The organism is Aeromonas sp. Lyrl_2, from assembly GCF_051948815.1.
GTDB classification, from domain to species: Bacteria; Pseudomonadota; Gammaproteobacteria; order Enterobacterales; family Aeromonadaceae; genus Aeromonas; species Aeromonas veronii.
Window position 1 is genome coordinate 81183 of the sequence record NZ_JAYJLJ010000011.1, and the last position, 14161, is coordinate 95343.

General features: G+C 60.3%; 13 protein-coding genes. 4 read left to right on the forward strand and 9 right to left on the reverse strand.

Translation table 11 applies throughout. From position 1 onward, the window contains the following. Positions 1-49: 49 nt before the first annotated feature. From malZ to VF684_RS11570, 9 genes are all read right to left on the reverse strand, one after another. The gene (gene malZ / locus VF684_RS11530; protein WP_139440645.1) at positions 50-1879 is read right to left on the reverse strand and encodes a maltodextrin glucosidase; all 1830 of its coding nucleotides are present in this window, start codon (positions 1877-1879) and stop codon (positions 50-52) included. Positions 1880-1884: 5 nt separating this feature from the next. Continuing rightward, complete coding sequence (locus VF684_RS11535) at positions 1885-2715, reverse strand: HDOD domain-containing protein (RefSeq protein WP_005355498.1); 831 nt, start codon at positions 2713-2715, stop codon at positions 1885-1887. 88 nt (positions 2716-2803) lie between these two features. Beyond that, positions 2804-3220 carry an META domain-containing protein gene (locus VF684_RS11540; protein ID WP_139440646.1) on the reverse strand — a complete coding sequence of 139 codons (417 nt, stop codon included), beginning with the start codon at positions 3218-3220 and terminating at the stop codon, positions 2804-2806. A gap of 165 nt (positions 3221-3385) precedes the next feature. Then, positions 3386-4747 carry a molecular chaperone gene (gene yegD, locus VF684_RS11545; protein WP_127007290.1) on the reverse strand — a complete coding sequence of 454 codons (1362 nt, stop codon included), beginning with the start codon at positions 4745-4747 and terminating at the stop codon, positions 3386-3388. 92 nt (positions 4748-4839) lie between these two features. Then, positions 4840-5829, reverse strand: a complete 990-nt coding sequence (locus VF684_RS11550; protein WP_139440647.1) for a 2-hydroxyacid dehydrogenase — start codon at positions 5827-5829, stop codon at positions 4840-4842. Between the two features lie 74 nt (positions 5830-5903). Continuing rightward, entirely contained in the window at positions 5904-6398 is a 495-nt protein-coding gene (locus tag VF684_RS11555) for a CreA family protein (protein WP_005355485.1), read from the reverse strand. Positions 6399-6424: 26 nt separating this feature from the next. Continuing rightward, positions 6425-6871 carry an Mpo1 family 2-hydroxy fatty acid dioxygenase gene (locus VF684_RS11560; RefSeq protein ID WP_139440648.1) on the reverse strand — a complete coding sequence of 149 codons (447 nt, stop codon included), beginning with the start codon at positions 6869-6871 and terminating at the stop codon, positions 6425-6427. A gap of 62 nt (positions 6872-6933) precedes the next feature. After that, on the reverse strand, positions 6934-7791 hold the full coding sequence (locus tag VF684_RS11565) for an amino acid ABC transporter substrate-binding protein (RefSeq protein WP_139440649.1): 858 nt from the start codon (positions 7789-7791) through the stop codon (positions 6934-6936). Positions 7792-7938: 147 nt separating this feature from the next. Then, positions 7939-8325 carry a TraR/DksA family transcriptional regulator gene (locus VF684_RS11570; protein ID WP_005356952.1) on the reverse strand — a complete coding sequence of 129 codons (387 nt, stop codon included), beginning with the start codon at positions 8323-8325 and terminating at the stop codon, positions 7939-7941. 479 nt (positions 8326-8804) lie between these two features. Here VF684_RS11570 and VF684_RS11575 point away from each other — a divergent pair, with 479 nt between their 5' ends. The 4 genes from VF684_RS11575 to VF684_RS11590 all read left to right on the forward strand — a co-directional run bounded on the left by VF684_RS11575 (position 8805) and on the right by VF684_RS11590 (position 14143). Next, positions 8805-10136 carry a glutamine synthetase family protein gene (locus VF684_RS11575; RefSeq protein WP_013723370.1) on the forward strand — a complete coding sequence of 444 codons (1332 nt, stop codon included), beginning with the start codon at positions 8805-8807 and terminating at the stop codon, positions 10134-10136. A gap of 289 nt (positions 10137-10425) precedes the next feature. Next, positions 10426-11787, forward strand: coding sequence for an aspartate aminotransferase family protein (locus VF684_RS11580; RefSeq protein ID WP_058056392.1), 1362 nt, complete (start codon positions 10426-10428; stop codon positions 11785-11787). 53 nt (positions 11788-11840) lie between these two features. Next, positions 11841-12938, forward strand: a complete 1098-nt coding sequence (locus tag VF684_RS11585; RefSeq protein WP_005340709.1) for an extracellular solute-binding protein — start codon at positions 11841-11843, stop codon at positions 12936-12938. Between the two features lie 119 nt (positions 12939-13057). Continuing rightward, the gene (locus VF684_RS11590; RefSeq protein ID WP_127007294.1) at positions 13058-14143 is read left to right on the forward strand and encodes a polyamine ABC transporter substrate-binding protein; all 1086 of its coding nucleotides are present in this window, start codon (positions 13058-13060) and stop codon (positions 14141-14143) included. The last annotated feature ends 18 nt before the right edge of the window (positions 14144-14161 follow it).

A 14161-nucleotide genomic window follows, 5' to 3' on the forward strand; every position in this document is an offset into this window, starting at 1 on the left:
ACCGGAGCCTTGGGCTCCGGTTTTGCTTTTCAGCGCGTCAGTTGCCCGCTCAGCTGGAGATCAGCACCCGTGCCGAGTTGGCTGGAATGGTCAGCTGGACCTCGCCCTGCACCACTTCAAACTTCTCGCCGTTGAAGGCGTCGGTGAAGCGGCTGGCCGGGCTCGCGGTCTGCCACAGGGGCAGGCTGATGGTGCGCGGCTCGCTCGGGTGGCGGTTGCAGGCCACCACCACCTGATCGCTTTGCAGGGTACGGGCGAACACATAGCTGTGGGGCCCAGCGTAGAGGGTCTGGATATCGCCACGGCGCAGGGAGGGGCGCTGGCGGCGGATCTGGATCAGCCGACGATAGTGGTCGTGCAGCACATGATCCCAGTCTGTGGTATCCCACGGGAAGCAGCGGCGGCAGTCCGGATCGTTGCCGCCGGAGAGTCCCACTTCATCTCCGTAGTAGATGGACGGCACGCCGATATAGGTGAGCAGCAGGGTGGCGGCCAGCTGCATCCGCTGCTTGTCTTCACCCAGCAGGTGGAGGAAACGGGCGGTATCGTGGCTGTCCAGCAGGTTGAACTGGGCCAGCTGGTTCTTGAACGGGATGTGGGCCCGCGCCAGCTTGAGCCAGCGATCCAGCTCTTCGGCGCTGATCTTGATGGGGTGGTAGGCGATATCCTGCCCCGCCAGGAAGGCGCGGATCGGATGGGCGAAGCCGTAGTAGTTCATGGCGCCATCCTCCTGATCCCCTTGCAGCCACTGGCTCGCCTCGAAGAAGTGTTCGCCGAGCACATAGGCGTCCGGGTTCTCCTGCTTCACTGCCCCGCGAATGGCGCGCACGTGACTGCGATTGCCCTCGGCGGTGCCGCGCTCGCCCAGCATGTGGATGACGTCAAAGCGCCAGCCATCGATCTGGTAGGGGGCGCGCATCCAGTAACGGAGGATGGCGTCGTCGGCCCGATAGACGGCGTCTTGCACCTTCTCGCAGGAGAAGTCGAGCTTGGGCAGGCTGCGAATGCCCTTCCAGCTGACGTAATCCCCTTCTTTATCAAAGGTGTAGAAGCTGCGCCACGGCGAATCCGGGTTGCTCTGGGCGCCCAGTGGCGGGCAGAACCAAGGGTGTTCGGTAGAGGTGTGGTTGACCACCGCATCGAGGATGATCTTCATGCCACGCTGGTGCAGGTTGCGGGTCAGCTCGGCGAACTGCTCGTTGCTGCCGAGGTGGGCGTCCACCTTGAAGTAGTCCTGGGTGTCGTACTTGTGGTTGCTCGGCGAATCGAAGATGGGGTTGAGGTAGAGCGCCGTTACCCCGAGAGATTGCAGATAGTGCAGCTTGGCATCGATCCCCGCCAGATCGCCGCCATAGAATTCGCAGGCGCCGTGGCCCTCTTCATGACGGCTGACCGGCTCGCCCCACGCCTTGCTGATCACCGCTTTGCCACGGTACTCGTACTCGTGATGCTTGACGCTCAGCGACGGATCGCCGTTGCAGAAGCGGTCGGGGAAGATCTGGTAGAACACCTGATCCTGCACCCAGGCCGGTGGCTGGTGCAGGCTGTTGAAGCGAAAATGCTGTTCCCGTGGCGGCATGGACGCGCTGACGCCCGCCCCGTGCAGCCACCACTGCTCCTCGTCGGCGAGGCATTTGAAGCTGTAGAGGTGGATATCCTGTCCCTTGATGAGCGGCAGGGTCGCCTGCCATACCTGCAGCCGATCGCGGGTGGAGACCGCTGTCATCGGGATCAGGTACTCCTCGTTATCCGGCTCGTGGCGCAGCCATACCTCGCGGATCGGCGCATCCAGCTCGCTAAAAAGGGTCAATTGCAGTGCGTCGGCGCTCTCTTTGAACCAGGGCGCCACCTGGGGATGAAACAGAAACGGATGGGTCATGATGCTTATTGAGTCAGAAGATCGGCGAGGGCATTACCCTGTTCATGCAGTGTTTCGAGCTGGCCTGCCAGCGACTTGGGATCCAGTCCCAACTGGTCGGCGAGCGGTTTGGGGAAGCGGGCGATGATGGCCTGGGCAGGCACTCCCGCGTTCCAGGCGAAGGAGATAAACACGGCGAGGCGGATCAGTACTGCCTCCTTGCTGACCGGATCGTGGGAGAGCGGGTCAAGCTGTTGGGAGATGGCATCGACGAAGGCCTCGGAGAGGTTCCAGCGTCGCGCCAGCTCGGCACCGAGCTGGGCATAGTCGTAGCCCAGCATCTCCCGCTGGGCCTCGACCCGGCTGCTGCCGTTCTGGATCGCCATGTTGATGAGCTCGGCCTCTTCCGGCAAGGTGCTCTGGATAAGCAGTTCGCCGATGTTGTGGATTAGAGCGCAGGTGAAGGCGGTCTCGGGATCCATCACCTTGGCCTCCTGCGCCAGGGTCTTGGCGATGGTGGCGACCTGGAAGGTCTCGGTCCAGAACTTGTTCTTGTCGAAGCTGGGCGGGGCCTTGAAGGTGCCGATGATGCCGGAGGCGACCACCACGGAGCGCAGCCGGTTGAAGCCGAGCCGGATCACCGCCTGTTCGATGGAGGTCACTTCGTTGCCCCGGCGCAGGGCGGCCGAGTTGGCCATCCGCAGCACCTTGACGCTGATCACCTGATCCATGGCGATCTTGGCCGCAATCTCGTCGATGCGGGCATTCTCGTCGTTGAAGCTCTGCATCAACTCGTGCAGCAGCTTGGGAATAGTGGGGAGTTGTTTGATCTTGTCAAACAGGCGATCCATCGACATGGCTGAGGCAGCCTCCGTTGCGAACTCTGCCTCATATTGTGCCACAGCCGGACAACATGTTCCTGTTTGTGATGCGGCTTTGTGAGCGCTAGAACACCCAGTCGCGCAAGGTGTATTCCAAACGGTGCTGTTTGCCCTGCAAGATCAGGTTCTGACTAGTGCTGCTCAGGGTCGCACCCTCGGTAAGGGTGGTCAGTACAGCTTGTTCGATAGTGTCGAGCGGCGGCATGCAGGCCATTTCGGTGCTGCCCAGACTGGTGACCCACAGTTTGTCATCTTCCAGATGGCCCTGACCGAAGTAGCGGTTGCAACCGGCGATGCCGTTGACGGTGAAGTGCTCGCCGATCTCGAAATCGGGGGGATTGTCGCGGGGGGCCTTGATCGGTTCGCCATCCAGTTTGCTCAGTACCCAGTGGTGGTGTTGCAGATCTTGCTGAACAAAGGCGGTCGAGCTGCAGCCAGCGAGCAGTAACAGGGGGATCAGCAAAAAGGGCAATCTGGGCATGAGGGGGCTCCGGTTGGGGGAGCGTCAAGAATACCCTTTTTAGGCAGTCGGGAGCAGGGCGGGAGAGGGGACGACCGACCGCTTCTGTCGCCCCTTGTCCCGAGAGACTGTCGCTTAATGGCAACACCCTGGTGATGTTGCCATCGATTTATGCTATCTCAGGGCTCAGTTGGCGAACAGCCGCTCGGCATAACGGGCAAGACCCGCAGCCACCGAGCCAAAGTCATCCCCCCCCTCAAGCGGGATGGAGGGGAGCTTCTGGCGGATAAAGCTGGCGATCAGCGGCGAGCGGGCGCTACCACCGGTGACGAAGATGCGATCCGGCTGCACACCGGCAGCGGCAATCGCTTCGTCCATCAGCTCGCCAATTTTTTCCAGCAGCAGGGCTGAGGCGTTGGCCAGCTGTTCGCGGGTCAGTTCGGCTTCCAGCCCTTTTTCCAGCTCGGCCAGCGACTGGCAATTGAGCTCCTGCTCCGAGAGGGCGATCTTGCCCTGCTCGGCACGCCATACCAGCTGGTGGCTCAGCTTGTGGGCCCGCAGGCTGGCCAGACGTCCCAGCTTGCTGCCGGGCTGGCTGTCGAGCTGCAGATCCTGCAGCTGGCGGGCGGTGTCGAGGCTGTAGAAGCGGCTCTGGGCGCTGACGTCGTTGATGGCGGCCGCATCCCAGAACAGCGGATGGGGCAGCGGCTTGCCGGTCTTGAGGGTCTCGTGCATGCCGAGCAGCGGCATCATCCCCTCCACCGTCAGGCGGATATCGAAGTCGTTGCCGCCGATCCGCTGGCCGCTGTGGCCGAGCAGATCGCCGCTGCGATCCAGCTGATCGCGGTAGCTCGGGCCCATTCGCAGCATGGAGCAGTCGGTGGTACCGCCGCCGATATCCACCACCAGTACCACGGCGTCTTCGGTGAGGCGCGCCTCGAATTCAAACCCGGCGGCCACCGGTTCATAGAGGAACTCCACCTGCTCGAAACCGGCCAGACGGGCCGCCTCGGTCAGGATGGCGATAGCTTGCTGGTTGCTCTCCTCCCCTGCCAGACCCTGGAAGTTGACCGGACGGCCGATCACCGCTTGGCGGATCGGGGCGCCGAGCTGCTGCTCCGCCTGCTGGCGAACGTGGAGCATCATGGCGCAGACGATATCTTCAAACAGGGCGATCTGGGGAGCCTTGAGGCCATAGGCGCCGAGAAAGGATTTCGGTGACTTGATGTAGTAGCCGTCGTCCGGCTCTTCCAGATAGCGCTCCAGCGCGGCACCGCCAAAGCTCAGCTCGTCGATCAGTCCCTCTTCGCGCATCTGGCGGCGAACCATCTGGGCGCGGGTGACCACGGGGCCACGCAGCTTGAGGTATTCCGCCTGCTGGGCGGGGGCCAGCCCTTCGGCCAACAGACCGGCGATAGCATCCCGGTGGGGAGCATGCAGGGTGGAGGGGAGGTAGCGGGATGCACCAAGATTCAGCAGCCTGGGGCTACCTTGTTCCATCACGGCCACGGCACAGTTGGAGGTGCCGTAATCAAATCCGATAAACATGGGCGCCAGACTCCTGAATAAAAAAGGGGGGCTAGCCTACCCGAAGGCGCCGGGTCTCACAACCCGGCGCGTGACGAAGAGAGGGCGAGCCCTTATTCCACTTCGTTGTCGCAGCGGCCCTGGCTCTCGATGGCGCGGATATTGCCGAGGGTGGTATCGGCGATGGCGTGCAGCGCCTCGCGGGTCAGGAATGCCTGATGGCCGGTGAACAGCACGTTGTGGCAGGCGGACAGACGGCGGAACACGTCATCGGTGATCACTTCGTTGGACTTGTCGGAGAAGAAGAGATCCTCTTCCTCTTCGTAGACATCAAGCCCCAGCGCGCCGATACGGGAGGTCTTGAGTGCCTCGATGGCCGCGTTGGAGTCGAGCAGGCCGCCACGGCTGGTGTTGATGATCATCACCCCGTCCTTCATCTTGGCGAACGCCTCCTTGTTCAACAGGTGGTAGTTCTCTTTGAACAGCGGGCAGTGCAGGCTGATGATGTCGGATTGGCGGAACAGAGTATCGAGATCCACGTACTCGGCCCCCAGCTCGATGGCTGCCGGATTCTGGTAAGGATCGTTCACCAGCAGGCGAACCCCGAAGCCCTTGAGGATACGCAGGGCGGCCAGACCGATCTTGCCGGTACCGATGACGCCAACGGTCTTGCCATGCATGTTGAAGCCGACCAGCCCTTCCAGCGAAAAGTTGGCGTCGCGGGTGCGCTGATAAGCCTTATGGATGCGGCGGTTGAGGCACATCATCATGCCGACGGCGTGTTCTGCAGTCGCCTCGGGGGAGTAGGCGGGCACCCGCACCACTTTCAGCCCCAGCTCTTTGGCAGCGGCCAGATCCACGTTGTTGTAACCGGCGCAGCGCAGGGCAATCACCTGGGTACCGTTGGCGGCCAATTCGGTCAATACCTCGCGGTCGGCCTCGTCATTGACGAACAGACACACCACTGGGAAGCCGTGAGCCAGTCGGGCCGTTTTGGCCTCCAGCCGCACATCGAAAAACTCCAGGTCGAAGCCGTACTGGCTGTTGGCCTGGTTGAAATGCTCTTTGTCATAGCTCTTGGTACTGAATACGGCGACTTTCATGGTATGTGCTCCGCAGCGTGTGTGTCGTCAAATTACAACAAAATGGGTCAGCTATCACCGGACAAACCGGCTGGTTATTGTCCCCAGGGCATAATGGGAACGGCGCTGACTGCACTCTTGTACGAACCATCCACCAGTTTGGTGCTGTAGGTCAGGTAAACCAGTGCATTGCGTTTCTTGTCGTAAAAACGCACCACTTTCTGCTCCTTGAACACCAGCGAGGTGCTGACATCGAACACCTCTTCTCCCGCTTTCAGCTTTTCGGGCAGGGTGATGGGGCCAATCTGGTGGCATGAGAGGGAGGCGTGGGAGGGATCTTCCGCCAGGCCCAGTCCGCCTTTGACGCCACCAGTCTTTGGGCGAGCCAGATAGCAAGCGACGCCGTCGATGCGCGGGTCGTCGAACGCCTCCACCAGGATCTTGTGGTTGGGGCCAAACAGCTTGAAGGCGGTGCTCACTTCACCGACCGGGTCGGCCTTGTCAGCCAGTGCCGGGCCGGCAAACAGGGCCCCCAGCAGCAGGGGCAGGGCGCGGCGCAGGGCATTATGTCGCGTGTGGTTATGTGTCATGGTCTCTCCTGTTGGCCCGGCACTCCTCAATAGGGAATGCCCAGGCGACGATAGAGGCTGGCAAGCACCCAGGCGGGGCCTATCAGCAGAAATTGCAGGTCGGCGAGGAAGGAGGGGCGCTTGCCCTCGATCTTGTGGCCGACAAACTGGGCTATCCAGAGCAGCACGAACGCTGCCACGGCTGGCCACAACAGCGGCCCCTGCCATTGGTGGCAGAAGGCCAGCCCGAGCGCGGTCAGCCCGGCCATCCCCGCGAACAGCGAAAACGACAGTTGCAGATAGAACAGCAGCACCGGAATGGCCGCCACTGCTGCCCAGTTGAGGGGCTCTGGCAAGGGCCCGTGTGGCAGACACCAGAGCAGCGCCAGCGAGCAGAGATAGATGCCCGGCACTGCCAGCTTGTGGATGGCGACGTTGACCGGATGGCGATGACTCTGGCCGTACTCTGCAAACCACTCCTGGATTCCCTTCATGGCACCTCCCTGGCGCACTGTGTTCTCGCAGCCTGACCTTCGTGGTCAGGCGTTCGTGATGCTTATCCTTGCGGTGGATACTCCCAATATTGGGCCGGAATGGATTTTAGCAACGGGGTCATGTTCGGATTGGGCAGGGCGATGGTGACCCGCTGATCGAGGTTGGCGCTGGCGAGCGCTTCGCGGATCTTGGGGTTGTCATGGAAGAACTTCATAAAGCTGCCATCGGCATAGGCACGCTCCAACCCGGTCTGAATCGCCTTGGCCAGCTTGGGGGATTCGGGGCTGACGAAGAAGAACTGGGCGAAGGGGTAGCGGATCAGCAGATGCTGCTCGATGGCGAGGTTGGGATACTGCGCCACCAGCTCGCTGCGCTCGGCGAAGATCTCCACCAGGGCGCGGGGGAAGAAGTCGATCTTGTCGCCGTCGTTGATAAGGCGAAACAGGCTGCTGTATCGGCCGGAGAAGGTCGGGATGCCCGCATTTTCCAGAATTTTGTTATCGGCCCAACCGACCCCTTGTGCCGCCTTCAGCTGTTTGAGGTCAGCCAGGGTATTGATCTGGTTGAACTTTTCTTGGGCATCTGCGTGGATGAATGACAGCCGGAATCCTTCCAGCCCGCGAAACAGCGGAATGGGGACGGCAATCAGGGAGGATTCGAGTGCGCTGGAGGTGCCCATCCAGAAGACGTTGATGGTCTTGCCCTTGCTCAGCTGCTGCTGGAGGGTGAACTGGGTGAGGTCGAGTTCGACAGGCTGGATGCGAAAGGGTTGCCCGGAGCGGGTCAGGGCCAGTTCCAGCAGCTTGTACTGGTACTCCTGGTCAAGATTGTTGACGGGACGGCTGGGGACCTTGACCGTCAGAACCTGTGCTTGTGCCAGCAGTGGCAGGCACAAACACAGCTTGATGAGCCATTTCACTCTCTGTTCTCCTGTAGATTCCGGAAGGTGTCCGGAGTCTAACAGAACTTGTCACCATCTTGCTGCGAGGCGTTGTGCAAGGTTTGAGCGCGGTGCCCTGCCTTGCTGGCGTCTGTTGCACCAGAATGGTGACGGTTCTTCGAAGAATCAGGCGACGCGACGGAACACGTGGGTATCGTTAAATTCCTTGGTGCTCTGGCATTCGACGCAGAAACGGGATTCCGGACGGGCATGCAGCCGCTTGAGGGAGATCTCGTCACCGCAAGATTCGCAGTAACCAAAATCCCCTTCGCTGATGCGCTTCAATGCGCCCCGCAGCTTGCGCAGGTGCAGCTTGTCGTGCTCGATGCGGTTCAGCTCCAGACGGCGGGCTTCCTCGATACTGGCACGGTCAATTTCATCAGCCATCTCGTTGGTGTCGGTGGCGATGGCCTGGCTGGCCTGGGAGTTCAGGCGCTCTTCGAGCTCGACGATCTGTCGCTCGATCTGCCCCTTGTAAAAGGCCAGTTGGTCTTCAGTCATGAAATCACACATACGATTAACTACCAGTCAGTTTACTAACCCAATTATCCCTGTTTATGGGGGCTGTCTGCCTACAGACCAAGCCCTTGTATCCCGATTTGCACCTGTTTCATGCAAGAGAGTGCAAATCAGGGCGGGCCTTGTACCAAAAAAATGCAGCCAAGCAAAGCAAATAGGATAAGGATTGTGCGCCCTTGCAAAAAAATGGTCCGTTCCTGCGGGGGATTGGTCGGGATCTGGCGCCTGCTTCACCCTCTGTTGGCATCGCCTTTGCAACGATGAGAGGGGGGGCTTCGTACGGATTTGAGTGTTTAGTATTTGGTGCCGCCTTGGTCATTATATGCGCCGTTATTTATAGTTTTTTAAACACGCCCGCTTGACATTGCCCTTGATGGCGGGCTTTTATGGTGATGTTGATTACAATTTTATAACAAGGGTGTTCCATATATTAGACACCCTTGCCAATGGCAACCGTAAAGTCGGGGTTTAACATGGACAGTATCAAAGGCTGGATGGAGAGCAATCGCATCACGGAAGTGGAGTGCCTGTTCCCGGATTTCACCGGCAACGCCCGGGGCAAGATCATCCCAGCCAACAAGTTTTTGCGCGAAGGGGGCATGCGTCTGCCCGAGGTGATTTTCACCCAGACGGTGACCGGTGAATACCCGGATGACGACAGCATGATCGACCCGCTGGAGCGGGACATGCAGCTCTATCCCGACCCCAACACCATCCGTTTTGTCCCTTGGGCGCTGGAGCCCACTGCACAGGTGATCCACGACTGTTTCGACGTCAACGGCAAGCTGATCGATATCGCGCCGCGCTCCGTGCTGCGTCGGGTTCTGTCATTTTACGAGAAGCAGGGCTGGAAGCCGGTGGTGGCGCCCGAGCTGGAATTCTATCTGGTCACCCGCAACGAAGACCCCGACTATCCGCTGGTGCCGCCGGTGGGTCGTAACGGCCGCCCGGAGACCGCCCGCCAGTCGTTCAGCATCGATGCGGTCAACGAGTTCGACCCCATTTTTGAAGACATGTATGACTACTGCGAGGCGCAGGAGCTGGAGGTGGATACCCTGATCCACGAGTCCGGCGCCGCCCAGATGGAGATCAACTTCCTGCATGGTGATGCCATCGATCTGGCGGATCAGGTGTTCCTGTTCAAGCGCACCATGCGTGAAGCCGCTCACCGCCACGGCATCTATGCCACCTTCATGGCCAAGCCGATGAGCGACGAACCGGGGTCGGCCATGCACATCCACCAGAGTCTGGAAGATGTGAACGGCCACAACCTGTTCGGTACCCCGAACGGCGGCAACAGCGAACAGTTCATGCACTTCATCGCCGGTTTGCAGAAATACACCCCGGCGGTGACAGCCCTGCTGGCCCCCAACGTCAACTCCTACCGCCGCCTCACCTTTGGCGAGAGCGCGCCGCGCAACGTCCAGTGGGGGGTGGAAAACCGCACCTGCGGCCTGCGCGTGCCCTTCTCCGATCCCAGTGCCCGCCGGGTGGAGAACCGCTTCGCCGGTGCCGATGCCAACCCCTATCTGGCGCTGGCCGCCACTCTGGCCTGTGGCTATCTCGGCATGATGGAGAAGCTGGAGCCGCTGCCGGAGATGAAGTCGAGCGCCTATGACCTGCCCTACAGCCTGCCCCGCTCGCTGGAAGAGGCGCTCAGCCATCTCGAACAGTGCGAGCCCATCAAGGAGATGCTGGGGGAGCGCTTCACCCGCGCCTTTGTTGCGGTCAAACGCAAAGAGTACGAGACCTACTTCGGGGTGATCAGTCGCTGGGAGCGGGAGTTCCTGCTGCTGAACGTCTGATCCCCCTGTAACGGGGAGGTCGGAGTCGGCCTCCCCGATCCCTGTATCGAAGAGACCGGAACGCGAGTCAGGTGGCGGCAGCCACCTGTGAGTGGTTGTGGCTGCGAGCATGCAAGCCTACCTGGCTACCCACCTGACTGTTTGACGACTGAATCTTGCCAAATCGAAGGCGCAGGGGAGTAACGAATGCAGCAGACACGCCGTGAGTGACTGTGGCTGCAAACGTGCCAACGCACCTGACTATTTGACGACTGAATATTGCTAAATCGAAGGAACCGAGGAGCAACAAATGCAGCAGACAACCCGTGAGTGGCAACAACTGGATGCCAGCCACCACCTGCACCCCTTTACCGACTTTCAGGCCCTGAACAAGAAGGGTTCGCGCATTATTACCAAAGCCAGCGGCGTCTATCTGGAAGACTCCGAGGGAAAACGCATTCTCGACGGCATGGCGGGCCTGTGGTGCGTCAATATGGGCTATGGCCGCCAGGAGCTGGTGGATGCCGCTACCCGTCAGATGCAGCAGTTGCCCTACTACAACCTCTTCTTCCAGACCGCTCACCCGCCGGTGATCGAGCTGGCGACCCTGCTGGCCGAGGTGACGCCAGCCCATCTCAACCACGTCTTCTTTACTGGCTCCGGCTCCGAGTGCAACGATACCGTGCTGCGGATGGTGCGCCACTACTGGGCCAGCAAGGGTCAGCCTGACAAACAGGTGATCATCAGTCGCCATAACGCCTATCACGGCTCCACCGTGGCGGGGGCGAGTCTGGGTGGCATGAAGGGGATGCATGCCCAGGGCGGACTGCCCATTCCCGGCATAGTGCACATCGATCAGCCCTACCACTTCGGTGAGGGGCAGGGGATGAGTGCCCACGAGTTCGGGCTGGAGCGGGCCCGTCAGCTGGAGCAGAAGATTCTGGAGCTGGGGGTGGACAAGGTGGCTGCCTTTATCGGCGAGCCGATCCAGGGGGCGGGCGGCGTCATCATTCCGCCTGACAGCTACTGGCCGGAGATCCAGCGCATCTGCGATCACTACGGCATCCTGCTGATCGCCGACGAGGTGATCTGCGGCTTTGGCCGCACCGGCCACTGGTTTGCCAGCGAAGGGTTTGGCATCAAGCCGGATCTGATGTGTCTGGCCAAAGGGATCACCTCCGGTTATCTGCCGCTCGGCGCCGTAATGGTGAGCGACCGGGTTGCCAAGGGGCTGGTGGAGGAGGGGGGCGAGTTCAACCACGGCTTCACCTACTCGGGTCATCCGGTCTCTTGCGCTGTGGCGGTGGCCAATATCCAGCTTATGCAGAAAGAGAGCATAGTTAAGCGAGTGCATGATACTATCGGCCCCTATTTGCAGCGCCGCTGGGCGGAGCTGGCCGATCATCCGCTGGTGGGAGAAACCCGTGGCAAAGGATTGGTCGCCGCGCTGGAAATCGTTGAGGACAAGCAGACCAACCGGCGTTTCCCGGCTCAGGCAAATGCGGGGATGACTTGCCGGGAGTTCTGCTTTAACAATGGCTTGGTGATGAGGGCGGTAGGCGATACCATGATCATATCGCCCCCCTTGGTCATCACCGAGGAACAGGTTGATGAATTGGTCGATCTGGCCAGGCGCAGTCTGGATCTGACAGCCGCAAAGCTGAAGGGTTGAGGTGGGTCGGGCAGGTTGGCATGCGCATACAATTTGCTTAGGAGACAAGGATGATGTCTTTCAAAACAGGAGTGATCGCTGCCTCTGTGGCTCTGGTCATGGCAAGTGCCGGAGCAATGGCTGAAGAGAAGGTGCTGCACGTCTACAACTGGAGCGACTACATAGCGCCGGATACCCTGGATAACTTCCAGAAGGAGACGGGGATCAAGGTGGTCTATGACGTGTTCGACAGTAACGAGGTACTGGAAGCCAAGTTGCTGGCGGGTAGCTCGGGCTACGACATCGTGGTGCCATCCAACCCCTTCCTGGCCAAGCAGATCAAGGCGGGCGTGTTCCAGAAACTGGACAAGTCCAAGCTCTCCAACTGGCAAAACATGGATGTCGACCTGCTCAAGGCGCTCGAGCCGAGTGATCCGGGCAACCAGTACTCCATCCCCTATCTGTGGGGCACCATCGGCTATGCCTACAACGCCGAGAAGGTGAAAGCCGTGCTGGGGGCCGATGCCCCGGTCAACTCCTGGGATCTGGTGTTCAAGCCGGAGAACATGGCCAAGTTGAAAGAGTGTGGCGTCTCCTTCCTCGATTCACCGACCGAAATGCTGCCGGCTGCCCTGCAATATCTGGGCTTCAAACCGGATAGCCAGAAACCGGCCGAGCTGAAGAAGGCTGAGGAGCTGTTCCTCTCCATCCGTCCCTATACCGCCTATTTCCACTCCTCCAAGTACATCTCGGATCTGGCCAACGGCAACCTCTGCGTCGCGGTCGGTTACTCCGGTGACTTGCAGCAGTCCAAGGCGCGGGCAGCCGAGGCCAAGAATGGCGTCGCGCTCACCTACACCATTCCGAAAGAGGGGGCAGGCAGCTTCTTTGACATGATCGCCATTCCGGCGGATGCCAAGAACGTCGAGGCGGCCCACACCTTCATCAACTACCTGATGAAGCCGGAGGTGATCGCCAATATCACCAACGTGGTGCAGTTCCCGAACGGCAACAAGGCGGCGACCCCGCTGGTGGATGAGGCGATCCGTACCGATCCGGGTATCTACCCTGATGCGGCGACCCTGCAGAAGATCTACACCTTCCCGGATCTGCCGGCCAAGGTGCAGCGTCTGATGACCCGCAGCTGGACCAAGATCAAGTCCGGCAAGTAAGTAACGAATGCCCCTCCCGGTCCGCAGTTCGGCCGGGAGGGTAGTGATGCCATCCATCCGGATGGGCCGCGCGAATGGATGCGCAGACGGTCAACCACTGAAACAGGAGAACTGACACCGTGAATACAACCAGATTGCTAACCATAGCGCTGACCATGGGATTGGCGAATGTGGCTCAGGCTGCCCCTGTGCTGCACTTCTACAACTGGTCTGACTATATCGGCGAGACCACCCTCAGCGATTTCCAGCAGGCGACCGGGATCAAGACCGTCTATGACGTGTTTGACTCCAACGAGACCCTGGAAGGCAAGTTGCTGACGGGGCGGACCGGTTACGATCTGGTGGTGCCCTCCAATAATTTCCTGGCCAAGCAGATCAAGGCGGGAGCCTTCCAGAAGCTGGATAAATCCCTGCTGCCCAATCTGGCCAACCTGGATCCCGTGCTGCTCAAGCAGCTCGACAAGGTGGATCCGGGTCATCAGTACGCGGTGCCCTATCTGTGGGGGACCAACGGCATCGGCTACAACGTCGACAAAATCAAGGCGGTGCTGGGAGTCGACAAGATTGACTCCTGGGCCACCATCTTCGAACCGGAAAACATGGCGAAACTCTCTCGCTGCGGCGTCGCCTTCCTCGACTCTGCCGACGAGATGATCCCTGCTGCCCTCAACTACCTCGGGCTCGATCCCAACAGTCATGCGACGGGGGATATCAAGCAGGCCGAGGCGCTGCTGCTCAAGGTGCGGCCCTATGTGGCCTACTTCCACTCCTCCAAATACATCGGCGATCTCGCCAATGGCGACATCTGCGTGGCGGCCGGTTTTTCCGGCGACATCCTGCAAGCTGCTGCCCGCGCCGATGAAGCTGGCAAGGGGGTGAAAATTGCCTACGGCATTCCGAAAGAGGGGGGCAATCTCTGGTTCGACATGATGGCGATCCCGTCCGATGCCACCAATGTCAAAGAGGCGCACGCCCTCATCAACTACGTCCTGCAGCCCGAAGTGATCGCCAAGGTCAGCGACTATGTGGGCTACGCGAATCCCAACTCAAGGGCGGGCGAGTTTATGGATGAGGCGGTGCGCAACAATGAGGAGGTTTATCCCCCTCAGGCCGTGCTGGAGCGACTCTATGTGCAGGAAGCACATCCCCGCTCGGTACAGCGTCTAATCACCCGGAGTTGGACCAAGATCAAGTCCGGTACCTAACCTTGGTGCCCGTTCGGG